This is a genomic window from Methylobacterium sp. 1A (assembly GCF_058072805.1).
The window spans coordinates 1,820,015-1,835,133 of sequence record NZ_JBYQVE010000002.1 but is presented as its reverse complement, the minus strand read 5'-3'; the positions used below and the strand labels follow the sequence as shown (position 1 = coordinate 1,835,133).

The following is a 15,119-nucleotide window of genomic DNA, read 5'->3' as shown; positions in this document are numbered from 1 at the left end:
CACCGGCGACCGATTCGAACGCGGAATCTCGAGGTAACGACGCCCTATGGATTGGAAATCGCGATCTGGGCCCCGTCCCGGTCCGCCGCAGCGCAGTCTCTCGCGATGACGTCGGGAACCGGCCAGGGCGCGAACAGACTCCGCGCTGCCCCCCGCCCGCGTCCGCTATAGTAACCCGCAGCCACCCCTCACCCGGACAGGTGCCCGTGTCTCCAGCCACCTCCGAATCGCCGGCGCGCTTCCGCTCCCTCTACCGCCACGGCTTCGCCCGGGTCGCGGCCTGCACCGGCCGGAGCCATCCGGCCGAGCCCGAGCGCAACGCCGACGTCGTCCTCGACCTCGCCCGGACCTGCCACGATTCGGGCGCGGTGCTGGCGGTCTTCACCGAGCTCGGCCTCTCGGCCTACGCGATCGAGGATCTGCTGCTCCAGCAGACCCTGCTCGACGCGGTCGAGGCCGCGGCCGCCCGCGTGATCGCCGACTCGGCCCGTCTCCGGCCGCTGCTGATCGTCGGCGCGCCCCTGCGCTGGCGGCACCGCGTCTACAATTGCGCGCTCGCCATCCAGGGCGGCCGCCTGCTCGGCGTCGTCCCGAAGACCTTCCTGCCGAACTACCGGGAGTTCTACGAGAAGCGCCACTTCGCCTCCGGCGCCGGGATCGTCGGCGAGACCGTCCGGGTCGCCGGTCAGGACGCGCCGTTCGGCACCGACCTGCTGTTCCCGGCCGAGGACCTGCCGGGCCTCGTGGTCGGGGTGGAGATCTGCGAGGACCTGTGGGTGCCCGAGCCCCCCGGCATGCGCGCCGCGCTCGCCGGCGCCACCGTGCTGGCGAACCTCTCGGGCAGCCCGATCACGGTGGGCCGCGCCGAGTCGCGGGCGCTCCTGTCCCGGGCGGCCTCGATGCGGGGCGCCTGCGCGTATGTCTACGCGGCGGCCGGCCAGGGCGAATCGACCACCGACCTGTCCTGGGACGGCCAGACCAGCGTCGACGAGCTCGGCGTGCGCCTCGCCGAGGGCGAGCGCTTCCCCGAGAAGCCGGTGACGACGCTGGCCGACATCGACCTCGACCTGATCGCCCAGGAGCGCCTGCAGGCGGGCAGCTTCGACGACGACGCGCGCGGCCGCGCCCTGCCCTATCGCCGGGTGCCGTTCCGGCTCAACCCGCCCGAGGCCGATCTCGGCCTGATCCGGCGGATCGAGCGGTTCCCATTCGTGCCGGCCGACCCGTCGCGCCTCGCGCAGGATTGCTACGAGGCCTACAACATCCAGGTCGCCGGCCTCGCCAAGCGCCTGGAGGCCACCGGCACCCGGAAGGCCGTCATCGGCGTCTCGGGCGGCCTCGATTCGACCCACGCGCTGATCGTGATCGCCAAGGCGTTCGACCGCCTGGGATACCCGCGCTCGGACATCCTGGCCTACACGCTGCCGGGGTTCGCCACCTCGAACGCCACCAAGACCAACGCCCACGCGCTCATGAAGGCGCTGGGCTGCACGGCCGCCGAGATCGACATCCGCCCGGCCGCCAAGCAGATGCTCGCCGACATGGACCACCCCTTCGCCAAGGGCGAGGCGGTCTACGACGTGACCTTCGAGAACGTGCAGGCGGGCCTGCGCACCGACTACCTGTTCCGGCTGGCGAACCACGCCGGCGGCATCGTGGTCGGCACCGGCGACCTGTCGGAGCTCGCGCTCGGCTGGTGCACCTACGGCGTCGGCGACCAGATGAGCCACTACGCGGTCAACGCCGGCGTGCCCAAGACGCTGATCCAGCACCTGATCCGCTGGGTGATCGGCAACGGCGAGGTCGGCCCGGACGAGGCCCGTACCCTCCAGGCGGTCCTCGACACCGAGATCTCCCCCGAGCTGGTGCCGGTGGACCAGGACGACAGCCCGCAGAGCACCGAGGGGACGATCGGCCCCTACGCGCTGCAGGATTTCAACCTATTCTACACGCTCCGGTACGGGTTCCGGCCCTCGAAGATCGCCTTCCTGGCGCTGCACGCCTGGGGCGACAGGGAGCGCGGCACCTGGGCGCCCGACTTCCCGGAGACCAAGCGGGTCGCCTACGACCTCCCGGAGATCCGCCGCTGGCTCGGGGTGTTCCTGAGCCGCTACTTCGGCTTCAGCCAGTTCAAGCGCTCGGCGCTCCCGAACGGGCCGAAAGGTCTCGGCGGGGGGCTCCCTGTCGCCCCGGGGCGACTGGCGCGCGCCCTCCGACGGGTCGGCGCGGATCTGGATCGACGAGTTGAACCGAAACGTCCCTGAAACTTGACCGTCACAAACTCGACCGATTGTGCCATTATGAGCACGGTCAAGCCGATTCTTCGCAATGCGAAATCTTGTATTGGGAAAATTGGCTTCGAGGGCGGCCAGGCGGAGGACTTCGGATGCGAAGCTACAACCTGTTCCAGCTCAAGGGCGAGGAGGGCCTCTGCTGCGCGGTGCCGGAGGCCAGCACGGTCCCGCCCTTCATCGGCGCGGGTCGCTGGACCTTCGGCGGCAAGCTGGGCGACGGCGGCCGGCAGCCCCTCGACTTCGACGGGCGGGCCGCCGACACCGCGGTGCGCTTCAACGGCTTCTACCTGTTCCAGACCGTGGACCGGCGCTTCATCGCCTGAGCGGGCCCCGTCCGTCACGGCGAGCAGGACGGCGTCGGGACGATCGGCGCGGCGCTGCCGGGTCGCCGCTCCGGCCACGGAACGACGAACCGAAGTCGTCGCGCGTAAATCGGACCGGCCCGGGGCGCGGACTCGCTCTTCCGGAGCCTTGGCGGCAGCACGTTACCGGTATCGAGCCCTATAGCGGGCCTCGACTCGGCGATCGCGACCAAGATTCCTTAAGGGCTCGCGTGCAGGTTTCGCGGAACCGTCAGCTGTCCGGAGCCGCCCGCATGTCGGAGCATCGCAGAGAGGCGCGCCAGAGGGTCTTCCTCAAGGGCCGCATCGTCTTCAACAACGGGTCGTCGAGCCTCGACTGCCTGGTGCGCGACATGTCCCCCACGGGCGCGCGCCTCGTGATGAGCGAGGCCACCACGCTTCCGGACGCGTTCGATCTCTACATCCCGCAGAAGGACCGGACCTACCGGGCCACCCTGCGCTGGCGCCGGGAGGACGGCATCGGCGTGACCTTCGAGGCGCCGGCCCGGGCCGGCACCGCGCCCGCTTCGCCCGATCCGGCCGCGACGGACGCCTCCGTGACCCTGCTGCTGAAGCGCATCAGCGAGCTCGAGACCGAGAACGCCGCCCTGCGCCGGCTGCTCGCCAGCATGGCCCAGTCGGGCGACTCGGCGAGCGCGGCCTGATCGTAAGGCCTGGGCGTCAGGCCTGTGCCTCGAGCGCCGCGCGGATGCGGGCGGCGTGCTCGGCGAGGACCCCGTTATCGGCCATCCCGCCCTCGTGGCGCTTCAGCGGCACGCCCTCGCGCCGCGGGATGACGTGGACGTGCAGGTGGAAGACGGTCTGGCCGCCGGCCGGCTCGTTGAACTGGAACACGGTCAGACCCTCGGCCCGGAACGCCGCCTTCACGGCGCGGGCGACCTTCTGGACGCTCGCCATCAGGGCGCCGAGCGAGTCCGGGTCGGCGTCGAGCAGGCCCCGGGCCGGCGCCTTCGGGATCACCAGCGTGTGGCCCTCGCCCTGGGGCATCACGTCCATGAAGGCCAGGGTGTGGGCGTCCTCGTAGACGCGGTGGCAGGGGATCTCGCCCCGCAGGATCTTGGCGAAGATGTTGTCGGGATCGTAGCGGGCATCGGCCATGCTGCCTCCGGGACTCGTTGAGCGGCCGCAGGTTGCACGGGGCACCGGCCCGCGTCCACACGGGAACAACCTGCGCGCCGCGACGCTTGCATCGCCGCGGCGGCGACGCCGTGCCGGGGTCCAAGAGCCCGGTGTCCCCCAGACCGCGCAGGGAGTTCCGGATGGCGCACGAAAGCACGGGAGCGATCTACGCGGCGGCGGGCGCCAACCTCGCCATCGCGGCGGCGAAGTTCGTGGGCGGGGCGCTGACCGGCTCGACCGCCATGCTCGCCGAGGGCGTACACTCGGTGGTCGACACGGCGAACCAGGTGCTGCTCCTCGTCGGCATGAAGCGGGCCGAGCGCCCGGCCGACGCCCGCCACCCGTTCGGCTACGGGCGCGAGATCTACTTCTACGCCTTCGTGGTCGCGCTGATGATCTTCCTCGGCGGCGGACTGTTCGCCGTCTACGAGGGGATCGAGCGGGTCCGCCATCCCGAGCCGGACGTCGATGCCGAGTTGTTCGGCTACCGCCTGCCCGGCCTCTGGGTGAACGTCGCGATCCTGGGCTTCGCCATCGCGGCGGAGGGCACGTCGTTCTTCGTTGCGATGCGCCAGTTCTGGGCCGAGAAGGGCAAGCACTCGGCCGTGCGGGCGATCCGGCGCAGCAAGGACCCGACCCTGTTCACGGTGCTCGCGGAGGACACCGCCGCCCTGATCGGCCTGCTGATCGCGCTCGCCGGCGTGGCCCTGTCCCACCTCCTGGAGATGCCGAGCCTCGACGGCTGGGCGTCGGTCGGCATCGGCCTCGTGCTGATCGGCATGGCGGCGTTCCTGATGGTCGAGACGCACGGTCTGCTGATCGGCGAGGCGGCCGATCCCGAGGTCGTAGCGGCGATCGCGGAGCTGGTCCGCGGCGAGCCGGGCGTGGTCCACGTCAACGAGGTGCTGACCCAGCACCTCGGCCCGTCCGACATCCTGGTCAATCTCAGCATCGACATGACCGACGATCTCAGCGCCGGCGAGGTCGAGAGCCTCGTCACGCGCCTCGACCGGGCGCTGAAGGCGCGCAGCCCCGACGTGACCCGGGTCTTCATCGAGATCCAGCAGCAGGGCGACCACAAGGTCCGGGCGGCGGCCTGAGGGGTGCCGCCTCGCCGGCGCGCACGGACCTCCGTCAGGCGGCCGCACCGGGCGTCGGGGCCGGCGCGAGCACGGCGTCCCAGGGGACAGGCGACGGGAAGACCTCGTCGAGGAAAGCGAGGAACGCCCGCACGTTCGGGCTGCCGCGCCGGCTCTCCGGCCAGAGCGCCGTGAAGACCGAGCGCTCGACCGCGAAGTCCTGCAGGATCGGGATGAGCGCGCCCCGCCCGACATGCGGTGCGGCGATGTAGGTCGGCGAGATGCCGATACCGCCACCGGCCACCAGCACCGCCGTCACCGCGTCGCTGAAATCCGCGACGATGCCGGTATCCGGCGTGATCTCGACCCTGCGGCCGCCCACGTGGAACGGCCAGCGCAGGGCCTGCCCCGTGCTCTGGAAGCGGAAGTTCACGCAGTCGTGGTGGACCAGATCGTCCGGATGCCGCGGCGTGCCGCGCCGCGCCAGATAGGCCGGGGCCGCGAAGGCGCAGACCCGGTGCGGCGCGAGGCGGCGCGAGACCAGCCGGGAATCCGCGAGGTCGCCGACCCGGATCGCGACGTCGACGCCCTCCTCGATCAGGTCCACGAAGCGGTCGCTCAGGCGCAGGTCGACCGACAGCTTCGGATGGCGCGCGCGGAAGCGCGGCAGGGCCGGCGCGAGCAGGTGGACGCCGACCGGGATCGACGCCGCTACCTTCAGGGTGCCGGCGGGCTCGGAGCGTGCCGCGACCGCCGCCTGCTCGATCGCCTCGGCCTCGCGGAGGAGCCGCAGCGCGCGCTCCTGCAGGTCGCGCCCCTCCGGCGTCAGGGTCAGCGAGCGGGTCGTCCGGGTGAAGAGGCTCACGCCGAGCCGCGCCTCCAGCCGCTGCACGCTCTTGCTCACCGCCGAGGGCGAGATGCCGAGGGAGCGGGCGGCCGCCGAGTAGCTGCCGAGGGAGGCGGAGCGGGCGAAGGCGACGATGCCCGTGAGACGGTCGAGGCCGATCTGTTCCATGACGGCACGACTGAAGCGAAGAGCGGACCGATTATCAAGGAGGGGTCGCTGGCCCAATCTCCCGTCCATCGGCGCCGCGCTGGCGACGACCGGCCAGGTTTCCCGCCATGAGCAGCACCCTTCAGGATCGCACCGTCGTGGTCGTCGGCGGCACCTCGGGCATAGGCCTCGCGGCCGCCCGCCAGGCCGGGGCGGCGGGCGCGGAGGTCGTCGTCGTCGGCCGCCACGCGGCGGGCGCCGAGCGCGCCGCGGCGGAGAACGGCTTCGCCGGCTGGCGCGCCGCCGACGTGACGCGGCCCGAGACGATCGCGACCGCTCTGGCCGACATCCCCCGCGTCGACCACCTCGCGCTGCTGGCCGGGACCTTCGTGGCCGGCAGGGTCCTCGAGGCCGAGGTCGAGCACCTCGCGCGGGCCTTCGACGAGCGAATCTGGGCTGCCATTCATGCCCTGCGCGCCCTCGGCGGCCGACTCGCCGGGGACGGCTCGGTCACCCTCGTCTCCGGCGCCCTGGCAGACCGCCCGAGCGCCCAGGGGACCGCCGTGCTGGCGGCGGCGTCGGCCGCGATGGAGGCCTTCGCCCGCGGCCTCGCGCTCGAACTGGCACCGGTGCGGGTGAACGCGCTCTCGCCCGGCACCACCGACACCCCGCTCCTGGCCCGCACGCTCGGCGCCCACCGTGACGCCTACGTGGCCGGGCTGACCGAGAGGCTGCCGCAGAGACGCCTCGGCACCGCCGCGGAGGCCGGTGCCGCCGTCGTCTTCTTGATGAGCAACGGCTTCATGAACGGCGAGACCCTGCACATCGACGGCGGCGACCGCCTGATCTGAGTCGCCTTCCGCCGCGGGCGGCACGCCCGACGCCCCCCTTCGAAGGAGACGCGCGATGTCCGATGGCACGGAGGCCGCACCGGCGACGGAGCTGGACTACGACCGGCTGCTGCGCGCCAATCTCGCGCGGATCTTCAACGCGCGGGACGCCGGCGCGCGGGCGGCCGCCCTGGCCGAGCTCTACGTGGCCGAGCCGACCCTGTTCGAGCCGGACAACGTCGTGCGCGGGCGGGCCGCGATCGCCGCGGTCGCCGGGGCGCTCCTGGACCGGTTCGGGCCGACCTTCCGCTTCGTGCCCGTCGGCACGGCCGCCGGACACCACGGCGTGGGATCGCTGCGCTGGGAAGCCGGTCCGGAGGGCGGCCCGGTCGCGGTCACCGGGACGGACGTTGCCGAGATCGTGGACGGCAGGATCGCGCGACTCTGGGTGCTGCTCGACCCGCCGCCCCCCTGAGACCGCCGCCACCGAACGCTCCGATCTTCAGTCGCTCCGGCCCACCTGCCGGAGGCTCAGCTCCCAGAGCCGCTCCTGGACGGCCTCGTCGCGGCTCTCGGCCGAGGAGACCTTCGGCCGACCGTGGGAGAAGTATCGGCCCGTGACCCCGTCCAGGGCCGGGTCGCTAGCCACGCGGAGGGATGTCCGCGCGCCCTTCTCGGGCGTGATCAGGAACGGCCGGATCAGCGCCCAGGCCGCGCCGAGCAGGCCGCCGGTGTTCTTGGCGAAGCCGGTATTGACCACCCCCGGATGGACGGCGTTCGCCGCGATGCCGCCGTCGCGCAGCCGTCGAGCCAGCGCGTAGGTGAACAGCACGTTGGCGAGCTTGGCCTGGGCATACGCGCCCATCGCCCGGTAGCGCCGGGCGCCCTCGACGTCGTCGAAGTCGATGTGCCCCCGGTAATGGGCCGCCGATGCGACGTTGACGATCCGCGGCTTCCCGCCCGCCGCCGCCGCGTCCTTCAGCGTGTCGAGGAGTTCGAGGGTCAGGAGCACGTAGCCCAGATGGTCGAGCGCCCAGGTCCGCTCGATCCCGTCGACGGTCAGCGTGCGCCGGTCGAAGATTGCGCCGGCATTGTTCACCAGCACGTCGAGGCGCGGATAGGCCGCACGCAGGGTCCCGGCGAGCCGGCGGATCTCGGCCTGCGCGGACAGGTCCGCGCGGTGCGGCTCCACGGCGGCGCCGGGCACCGCGGCGCGGATCCTGTCGGCGCAGGCCTGCAGCTTCCCGCTGTCCCGGCCGACCATGGCGACCCGCGCGCCGAGGCGCGCGAGACCGAGGGCCGTCTCGTAGCCGATGCCGCCGGTCGCCCCGGTGACGAGGCAGACCGCGCCGCGCACCGCCCCGGCCTCAGAACACCGCCTGGCCGACCGCGAAAGCGATGACCACGATCACGATGGCGATGAGCAGGAACAGGCCGAACAGGATGCGGGCCAGCGAGCCGGCGCCGGAGGCGATGCCGGTGAAGCCGAGACCGCCGGCGATCAGCGAGATCACGAAGCAGATGAGGGCCCATTTCAGAAGGGTCATGGCGTCACTCCGGCTGCGCCCCGGCGCGGGGCCTGATGCTGCTGCCTCAACCGACGCCAAGCGAGACCGTTCCGCGGATTCCGGACCGGTCCGCTTTTATTCTTACCCGCGTCCGGCCGCTCGGTCGGGGACGCGGTCAGCCGGTCTTCGCCACGGGCTGCGCCGGCACGTCGGCCCGTTCCAGCATGATCTCCGCCAGAGTGTGGTAGAGGCCGCCGCGGCAGATCGCCTTCGAGGCCGCGTCGGCCAGGAGCGCCGCGACCATCAGGGGGATCACCATCGCGTGGTTCTGGGTCATCTCGGTCACGATGACGAAGCTGGTGATCGGCGCCTGCAGCACGCCCGTCAGGTAGGCCACCATCCCGATCAGCACGACGGCGCCGACGGGCATGCCCGGCAGGAATCCGTGGACCGTGCCGCCGAGGCCGGCCCCGACCGCCAGGGACGGCGCGAACAGGCCGCCCGGGATACCGCTGATCGAGCTGAGCACGGTGGCGGCGAATTTCAGGGGCGCGTAGGTCCAGCCGGCCGTCGCGTCGCCGTGGAGGATGGCCTTGGCCTCCTCGTAGCCGGTCCCGTAGGCGGCGCCCCCGGAGGCGAGGCCGCACAGGGCGACGCACAGCCCGCAGGCCGCCGCGAAGATCACGGGCCGCTTCCGGATCATCCGTCCGGCCGCGCCCGGCAGGCCGCGGGCGAACAGGATGACGAGGCGGCTGAACAGGCCGCCCGCGAGGCCGCCGACCACGGCGATCAGCGGCACGATCCAGCTGGCCGCCAGCGGCAGGGCGGCGTCGGTCGTCCCGAAATAGGTATAGTTGCCGAGGAGCCCGAGCGAGGTCAGGCCCGCGGCCACGATCCCGGCCACGATCAGGCCGGAGGAGCGCGCCTCGTAGGCGCGTCCCAGCTCCTCGATGCCGAACACGATGCCGGCGAGGGGCGTGTTGAAGGCCGCAGCGACCCCGGCCGCGCCGCCCGCGAGGAGCAGCCCGGGCAGGCGCTCCGGGGTCAGGCGGCCGAAGGCGGCCATGATCGCGGCGCCGACCTGCACGGTCGGCCCCTCGCGGCCCGCGGAGGCGCCGCAGAACAGGCCCAGGAACAGGACCAGCACCTTGCCGAAGGCCACGCGCGGCGAGATCAGGGAGTAGCGGAAGCCGGTATCCCGGGCGTGGCGGGCGGCGATCACCTGCGGGATGCCCGAGCCCTGCGAGTTCGGGAAGACCGTGAGGGCGAGCAGCGCCGCGAGGGCGAAGCCCGCGGGCGTCAGCACCAGGGCGATCAGTGGCGACGGCGCGGTGAGCCGCCGGAACCCGTCCTGCGCGAGGTCGGCGCCCTTGGCCATCAGCACGGCGGCGAGGCCCACGCCGATGCCGCCCACGAGGAAGAGCAGCCGCCCGCGCCAGAGCGGATAGGCCTCCATCGAGGCCGACCGCAGGCGCATGATCGAGCGGCGGTAGCGCGACCGTTGCGGGGGCGGAGCATCCGTCGTGTCCCGCACCTCGTCCCGCTTCTCGACCATGAAAGAGCACCTCGTCCGCGCAGTGAGAGCGGACGCTATAGCGCAATGGTCAAGGAAAGGCCCCTCCGCGGGCTAGACGGGGGCCGGCACCGGCGTGCCGGCCCCGCCGCTCAACCGATCACCACCTGTGGTGCCAGGCGGCCCGATGCCAGCCGCCGTGATGGTGCCAGCCCCAGGGGCGATGCCAGCCCGCGTGGCGCCAGCCCCACCGATGGTGCCAGCCCCAGGGACGGCCCCAGCCGTAGGCCACCGGCCGGGCGTAGTAGACCGGGCGGTACGCGTAGGGGCGCCAGTTCGGCTTGCACCAGCCTGACCAGCCCCGGTGGAAGCCCGGGCCGCAGCCCTGGGCAGCCTCCGCCGTGCCGGCCGTGGCGGCCAAGGTTCCGAGCGCGAGGAGTGCTGCGCCTGCCAGCTTCATCCGCATCGTCGTCCTCCGTTCAGTTTCGAGCAGCGCGATGATCCGACCCCGGTCCGACCGAGTTGTCGCCGGATCATGTCCGGCCGTCCGCGACGGGCCGGAAGTGGGCTCGAAACATCCGAGGCCGGGAAAGCGTTTCTTCACGAACCTGTGCGCGCGAGACGACTGAGCCTCCGCGGAGACTAGCGTCGCAATACGCTGCCGCCCGGTCCGGTCATCGTGCGACGATTGCGAGGATACCGAAGCGCCCCAGCGGCCGCGCGGCCGTCCCGCCTCAGCCCTCGGCGGCGCAGAGCTTCTCCACCGCCCGCACATAAGCCTTGGCGTCGAACTTCTTGAGCGAGTTCTCGCTCTGATAGCGGACCGTGCCGAAGATCTCGCGCTTCTGCCAGGGCCGGTCGTGCAGGCCGTACACCCAGGCGACGTTGGTGAAGGAGTTCGGATCGCGCCCGTCGAGGAAGTAGCGGTTGTTCAGGCGGAGCGTCCGCGCGAAGCCCTCCTCGGGCGACGGGGACCATTCGAGGATCTTCTTGCCCCAGTACATCCGCAGCTGGTTGTGCATGTAGCCGGTCTCGCGCATCTCGCGCATCGCGGCGTTCCAGTAGCGGTCGTGGGTCTCGCCGGCGGCGAGCTGCGCCTCCGAGTAGGCGTAGGGGCGCTCGTCCTTCGCGTGCTCGGCCAGGGTCTTGCGCGCCCAGTCCGGCACGGCCCTGCCGTAGGCGTCGTAGCCCTCCGTGTAGAAGACGTGGTTCATGGCGAGCTCGCGCCGGACGATCAGCTCCTCCAGGTAGGCGCCGCGGTCGTCGGCATCGCCGACCTTGGCCTCCCGCACCGCCAGGGCGATCTCCACCGGCGAGATCTGCCCGAAATGCAGGTAGGGGCTCATGTGCGAGGCGGCGGCCGCCTCCGGCATGTTGCGCCCCGCGCCGTAGCCCGAGAACCCGTCCTGCAGGAACGCCTTCAGGCGCTTGCGGGCCTGCGTCTCGCCGCCCGTGAAGCGCTTCACCGGGCCGACCTCCCGGTCGAGGGTCATGCCGGCCAGCACGGCCTCCGGATCGGAGACGTCGATCGCGCTCTTCAGCGTCAGGCGATCGGCCGCGCGCTTCACCCGGCGGGGTTTCAGCGCCGCGAGGAACGGGTCCCACAGCCGGTTCAGCTTCGGCCTCAGCGTCCGGGCGGCGTACTCGTGCTTCGGCGAGGCCGTCTCGACCGGCACGACGACGTCGCCCTCGACCTGGACGATCCGCGTCTTCACCGACTTGGCGATCTGCCGGTACCAGCCCTTCTGGATCGCGAGGTAGCCGCGGTCGAGCACGAGGAGCGCGGCGTCCTCGGCGAGGGCGATGGCGATCTCGGCGGGCGAGCACTTGCGCATGACGAAGCCGATCCCGCGCTTCTCCAGGCCTGCCTTCGCGTCCGCGAGACCCTGGAGCAGGAAGGCGTAGTGCCGGGCATTGGCCTCTGGAAAGCCGCTCGCGCCGTCCAGCAGGCCGAAGCAGGCGATGACCGGCAGATCGAGGCGGTTTCCCTCCTCGATGGCGAGTTCGAGAGCCGGATTAAACGTCGCCCGGTTGGCCTGCTGCAGGAGATACAGGACGTAGGCGCCGTCTTCGCGCGGCTCGACATCGTTGAGGATCCGGATCCGTTCGCCCTGGATCGCCATGCTCACCTGCTCCTTGCTTGGCGCGCCGCGCCGGAACCTTGGCCGGAGAAGGTAGAGCGGGCGGGATTTTCGTCCGTCCGGACCGGACGGATGAAAAGCCGCAGTCGAGGCGACGGGCCGAACTCCGGCTCCAGCCGCCAAACCCCCGCCTCATCAGGGACTTGCACGGCGATCGATCGGTCCCGCCCGCGACAATGCAGGTTTCGATCGCGCTCGACGGCCTGCGACATTTTCAACACAGGCGGGAAGCGACGCGTGCGCGAGCGCACGAAAGGACAGCCCTGCTGTCCTGATGCTCTTGAATTTTCCGTCGAGGAGCGCAGATTGTGCAGCGCGGGAAGGCGATGGCGTCGCCCTTCCGCAGCCCTTCTTGGGCGTTTCCTCCCTAGACTTCGGGCCGCTCCTTCGGGAGTGGCCTTTTTTCTGTCCGGAGCAGGCGCGGGCCCCGGTCCGGCCCTTCCGCGGGCGCGTTGAGGGGCAGCGCGCTTCCCGCGCAGGCGGGGCGCCCGGGGCGCGACGGACCCCTCTCCGGCGGCCCTGCCTCTCTGGGAGATCCGCGCCGCCGGCGATCCGACAGGCCCTCGGCCACGGCGTGTCAGCGCGTCGCGCTGGACCCCGCCCGGCTCGCCGCCAGCGCCGCGGCCTTGCCGGCCGCCGTGTAGAGGTCGAGGCGCGCGTAGACGCCGAATTCCGAGCCGTCGTCGAGGAAACCGCCGCCCGGCCCCTGCGTCTCGGTGAGGATCGCGTTGGCCTCGTCGAGCGTCAGCGCCGGGAAGGCCGCGGTCAGCAGGTGGCCGGCCTCCGGCGCGATCTTGCCCACGTCCTCCCGCCGGCCGGCGGTGTCCGGATGCACCACGGGCAGGCCGTAGGTCTGGGTCGCCGCGTAGAAGGCGGCGTTGGCGGCCGCGTCCTTGAACCGGCCGGTATCCTTCGCCGCGCAGGCCGACACCGCGTCGCCGCAGCCGGCCTTCAGCGCCTCGGTCATCGCCGCGCGGGCCTCCGTTAGGAGCGCCCGGTAATCCGTCACGCCGACCGTCCTGTCGGCCTCGGCGGACGCCTTGTCGAGGACGGCCGGGTTCTTCCGGATCTGGCCGACATAGGCCGGATCGTTGGCGAGCAGGTGCGCGAGGGCGTGCAGCGAGGTCGCCCGGCCGCCCAGCACGTCCATGGCGTAGTGCGCCCCGACGATGATCCGGTCGTTGCCGTACTCGGCGGCGCGGGCGACCATCTGCTGGTAGCGCTCGGGCACGAGGAGCGCGAGCACCATGGACTCGGTGTAGCCGTAGGTGGTGTGCCCGCTCGGGTAGGACGGGCTGTTCACGAGGTCCTGCGAGGGGCCGCGCAGCCAGTCGAGGCTGTCGGACGCGTCACCGAAATAGTCCTTGCCGCGATACGAGAGGAGGCGTGGCAGGGTCTGGAACGGCCGAGAATTGCCGTAGCGGTCGGCGCCGGGGCTCCCGGCCGGCCGGTCGTAGGCCTTGCCGAAGACATCGGTGACGGCGCCGTTCGACAGGATCGCGGCGGCCTCGTCCGAGACCGGATGCTTGCCGTTGGTCGTGGCGTTGGCGAAGAAGTACTTGCCGGAATTCGAATCCGACTTGGTCACGTTGTTGGTGTAGCCGATCAGGTTGGCGACCGCCGGCGCGATGCTGGTGAAGGTCTTGTAGTCGCTGTAGGTCGCCTTGGCGTGGTAGGCGCGGGCGAGCGTGGTGCCGAGGCCGTCGGCGAGGTTGGCGGCGTTGCCGTCGGTGATGAAGCAGTCCTGCAGGGCGAGCTGCTGCTGCTCGGGGAACGGCAGGAGCGTCGGCTGCTTCAGCGCGCCGCTCTGGATGTCGCCGGTGACCCGCAGGTTCGCGTCGAGCGCCGCTTTGCCGTCGGGCGTCGTCTGCAGCCGGGCCACCGGGACCAGCCCGCGCAGGGCCGACAGGTTGGCGGCCGACTGTGCGAGGGCCTGGAGGGGCAGCGCCGCCCCGAGCAGAGCCAATCCGACCCGCAGCGTCCCGAACATGCAGCCCTCCCCTCGCCGATGCCGTGCCGGACGCTAGAGCCGTTCCCGATCGCGTGGCAATCGGGCGCGGCCCCGACGTCCCCATCTTTGAAGCGCCCCGGGGCGCCGCGCCGGCCTCCCGCGGCGGCGCACGCCTCAGCCCCGCGCCCGGGCGCGGATCATGAAGTTGTCGTAGGTGTACTCTGCCACCTGGAACCAGAGGTACTCCTCGTTGCGGAAGGTCCGCATCGCCTCGTAGACGCGGCGGAAATCGGCGTTCTTGGCGGCGATCTCGGCGTAGACGTCGTTGGCGTTCTTGAGGGCGGCCTCCATGACGTCCTGGGGGAACGGCCGCAGTTGCGCGCCCCCGGCCACCAGCCGGCGCAGGGCCTGCGGGTTGCGGGCGTCGTACTTGGCCTGGACGTCAGCGCCGACCTCGGCCGCCGCGGCCCGGAGGATCCCCTGGTAGGATTTCGGCAGCGCCTTCCACTTCTCGGCGTTGAACCAGAAGTGCAGCAGGGCGCCGCCCTCCCAGAAGCCGGGATAATGGTAGATCGGCGCGACCTTCTGCAGGCCGAGCCGCTCGTCGTCGTAGGGCCCGATCCACTCGGCGGCGTCGAGCTTCTTGCTCTCCACGGCCGCGTAGATCTCCGGGCCCGGCACCGCCTGCGGCTGGACGCCGAACTTGGCGAGCACCTGGCCGCCCATGCCGCCGATCCGGAACTTCAGGCCCTGCAGGTCCGCGAGGGTCTTGATCTCGCGACGGAACCAGCCGCCCATCTGGGCGCCGGTGTTGCCGCCCGGCAGGCAGACCAGCCCGGCCTTGGCGAAGACCTCGGCGAAGAGTTCGGCGGCGCCGCCCGCCTGCCACCACGCGGCGGCGCCCCGGGCGTTGAGGCCGAAGGGCACCGCGGTGGCCAGCGCGAAGGTCGGATCCTTGGCCATGCCGAGGGTCGCCGGACCGTGTCCCATCTCGACGGTGCCGGCGGCCACGGCGTCGAGCAGGCCCTCGGCCGGGACCGGCTCGCCGGGGCCCTGGACCTGGATCTGGAAGCGCCCGTCGGTGGCCTCCGCGACGATCCGGCTGAGCGCCTCGGGGGCGCCGTACAGGATGTCGAGGGTCTTCGGGTAGGCGGAGGACAGGCGCCAGCGCAGCTCCGGGGCGGACTCGGCCCGGGCCGGCGCGGCGAGCGGCCCGGTCAGGGCCGCGGCGGCGCCGAGGCCGGCGGTCAGCACGCTGCGGCGCCGCGTCCCGGCCGCGGGGGATCGCGCGAGGTGAGGTTCGTCCAACGGCATCTCGTCCGAGCAGG

14 protein-coding genes and 1 pseudogene are annotated in these 15,119 nt (G+C 72.0%); 6 read left to right on the top strand and 9 right to left on the bottom strand.

Annotated elements, in window-relative coordinates:
• The first annotated feature begins 206 nt into the window (after nt 1–206).
• The 3 genes and pseudogenes from ACX9MN_RS28745 (at nt 207) to ACX9MN_RS28735 (ending at nt 3,300) form a co-directional block, all read left to right on the top strand.
• Nucleotides 207–2,271: pseudogene (locus tag ACX9MN_RS28745) on the top strand (NAD(+) synthase).
• A 115-nt stretch (nt 2,272–2,386) separates the two neighbouring features.
• The gene (locus tag ACX9MN_RS28740) at nt 2,387–2,617 is read left to right on the top strand and encodes a hypothetical protein (RefSeq protein WP_020092738.1); all 231 of its coding nucleotides are present in this window, start codon (nt 2,387–2,389) and stop codon (nt 2,615–2,617) included.
• 272 nt (nt 2,618–2,889) lie between these two features.
• Nucleotides 2,890–3,300: a PilZ domain-containing protein gene (locus tag ACX9MN_RS28735; RefSeq protein ID WP_020092739.1), complete on the top strand. Its 411-nt coding sequence runs from the start codon at nt 2,890–2,892 to the stop codon at nt 3,298–3,300.
• Nucleotides 3,301–3,316: 16 nt separating this feature from the next.
• On the opposite strand, the gene ACX9MN_RS28730 is transcribed toward ACX9MN_RS28735, so the two are convergent.
• On the bottom strand, nt 3,317–3,754 hold the full coding sequence (locus ACX9MN_RS28730) for an HIT family protein (protein ID WP_091679740.1): 438 nt from the start codon (nt 3,752–3,754) through the stop codon (nt 3,317–3,319).
• Nucleotides 3,755–3,915: 161 nt separating this feature from the next.
• Between ACX9MN_RS28730 and ACX9MN_RS28725 the strand changes: the two genes are divergently transcribed.
• On the top strand, nt 3,916–4,875 hold the full coding sequence (locus tag ACX9MN_RS28725) for a cation diffusion facilitator family transporter (RefSeq protein WP_020092741.1): 960 nt from the start codon (nt 3,916–3,918) through the stop codon (nt 4,873–4,875).
• Nucleotides 4,876–4,909: 34 nt separating this feature from the next.
• Here the strand turns inward: ACX9MN_RS28725 and ACX9MN_RS28720 are convergent, their stop codons facing one another.
• Nucleotides 4,910–5,869 carry a LysR family transcriptional regulator gene (locus ACX9MN_RS28720; RefSeq protein WP_132367122.1) on the bottom strand — a complete coding sequence of 320 codons (960 nt, stop codon included), beginning with the start codon at nt 5,867–5,869 and terminating at the stop codon, nt 4,910–4,912.
• Between the two features lie 107 nt (nt 5,870–5,976).
• On the opposite strand from ACX9MN_RS28720, the gene ACX9MN_RS28715 reads away from it, so the two are divergent.
• Nucleotides 5,977–6,699 carry an SDR family oxidoreductase gene (locus ACX9MN_RS28715; protein WP_489726103.1) on the top strand — a complete coding sequence of 241 codons (723 nt, stop codon included), beginning with the start codon at nt 5,977–5,979 and terminating at the stop codon, nt 6,697–6,699.
• Between the two features lie 55 nt (nt 6,700–6,754).
• Nucleotides 6,755–7,153 (top strand): nuclear transport factor 2 family protein, encoded by a 399-nt coding sequence (locus tag ACX9MN_RS28710; RefSeq protein ID WP_489726102.1) that lies wholly within the window; start codon nt 6,755–6,757, stop codon nt 7,151–7,153.
• A gap of 27 nt (nt 7,154–7,180) precedes the next feature.
• On the opposite strand, the gene ACX9MN_RS28705 is transcribed toward ACX9MN_RS28710, so the two are convergent.
• From ACX9MN_RS28705 to ACX9MN_RS28675, 7 genes are all read right to left on the bottom strand, one after another.
• Nucleotides 7,181–8,035, bottom strand: a complete 855-nt coding sequence (locus tag ACX9MN_RS28705; RefSeq protein WP_489726101.1) for an SDR family oxidoreductase — start codon at nt 8,033–8,035, stop codon at nt 7,181–7,183.
• 10 nt (nt 8,036–8,045) lie between these two features.
• Nucleotides 8,046–8,225 (bottom strand): DUF1328 domain-containing protein, encoded by a 180-nt coding sequence (locus ACX9MN_RS28700; RefSeq protein ID WP_010685332.1) that lies wholly within the window; start codon nt 8,223–8,225, stop codon nt 8,046–8,048.
• Nucleotides 8,226–8,361: 136 nt separating this feature from the next.
• Nucleotides 8,362–9,741 (bottom strand): chloride channel protein, encoded by a 1,380-nt coding sequence (locus ACX9MN_RS28695; protein ID WP_020092746.1) that lies wholly within the window; start codon nt 9,739–9,741, stop codon nt 8,362–8,364.
• Nucleotides 9,742–9,859: 118 nt separating this feature from the next.
• On the bottom strand, nt 9,860–10,165 hold the full coding sequence (locus tag ACX9MN_RS28690; RefSeq protein ID WP_082557827.1) for a GCG_CRPN prefix-to-repeats domain-containing protein: 306 nt from the start codon (nt 10,163–10,165) through the stop codon (nt 9,860–9,862).
• A 268-nt stretch (nt 10,166–10,433) separates the two neighbouring features.
• Complete coding sequence (locus ACX9MN_RS28685) at nt 10,434–11,822, bottom strand: deoxyribodipyrimidine photo-lyase (RefSeq protein ID WP_489726100.1); 1,389 nt, start codon at nt 11,820–11,822, stop codon at nt 10,434–10,436.
• Nucleotides 11,823–12,417: 595 nt separating this feature from the next.
• Nucleotides 12,418–13,830 carry a phosphatase PAP2 family protein gene (locus ACX9MN_RS28680; RefSeq protein ID WP_091679756.1) on the bottom strand — a complete coding sequence of 471 codons (1,413 nt, stop codon included), beginning with the start codon at nt 13,828–13,830 and terminating at the stop codon, nt 12,418–12,420.
• 135 nt (nt 13,831–13,965) lie between these two features.
• Nucleotides 13,966–15,099: a TRAP transporter substrate-binding protein gene (locus ACX9MN_RS28675; RefSeq protein ID WP_489726099.1), complete on the bottom strand. Its 1,134-nt coding sequence runs from the start codon at nt 15,097–15,099 to the stop codon at nt 13,966–13,968.
• Between the last annotated feature and the right edge of the window lie 20 nt (nt 15,100–15,119).

Coding starts and splice junctions, on each gene's coding strand:
- ACX9MN_RS28740 (WP_020092738.1), top strand. CDS start 2,387: ATGCGAAGCTACAACCTGTTCCAGCTCAAGGGCGAGGAGGGCCTCTGC.
- ACX9MN_RS28735 (WP_020092739.1), top strand. CDS start 2,890: ATGTCGGAGCATCGCAGAGAGGCGCGCCAGAGGGTCTTCCTCAAGGGC.
- ACX9MN_RS28730 (WP_091679740.1), bottom strand. CDS start 3,754: ATGGCCGATGCCCGCTACGATCCCGACAACATCTTCGCCAAGATCCTG.
- ACX9MN_RS28725 (WP_020092741.1), top strand. CDS start 3,916: ATGGCGCACGAAAGCACGGGAGCGATCTACGCGGCGGCGGGCGCCAAC.
- ACX9MN_RS28720 (WP_132367122.1), bottom strand. CDS start 5,869: ATGGAACAGATCGGCCTCGACCGTCTCACGGGCATCGTCGCCTTCGCC.
- ACX9MN_RS28715 (WP_489726103.1), top strand. CDS start 5,977: ATGAGCAGCACCCTTCAGGATCGCACCGTCGTGGTCGTCGGCGGCACC.
- ACX9MN_RS28710 (WP_489726102.1), top strand. CDS start 6,755: ATGTCCGATGGCACGGAGGCCGCACCGGCGACGGAGCTGGACTACGAC.
- ACX9MN_RS28700 (WP_010685332.1), bottom strand. CDS start 8,225: ATGACCCTTCTGAAATGGGCCCTCATCTGCTTCGTGATCTCGCTGATC.
- ACX9MN_RS28695 (WP_020092746.1), bottom strand. CDS start 9,741: ATGGTCGAGAAGCGGGACGAGGTGCGGGACACGACGGATGCTCCGCCC.
- ACX9MN_RS28690 (WP_082557827.1), bottom strand. CDS start 10,165: ATGCGGATGAAGCTGGCAGGCGCAGCACTCCTCGCGCTCGGAACCTTG.
- ACX9MN_RS28685 (WP_489726100.1), bottom strand. CDS start 11,822: ATGGCGATCCAGGGCGAACGGATCCGGATCCTCAACGATGTCGAGCCG.
- ACX9MN_RS28680 (WP_091679756.1), bottom strand. CDS start 13,830: ATGTTCGGGACGCTGCGGGTCGGATTGGCTCTGCTCGGGGCGGCGCTG.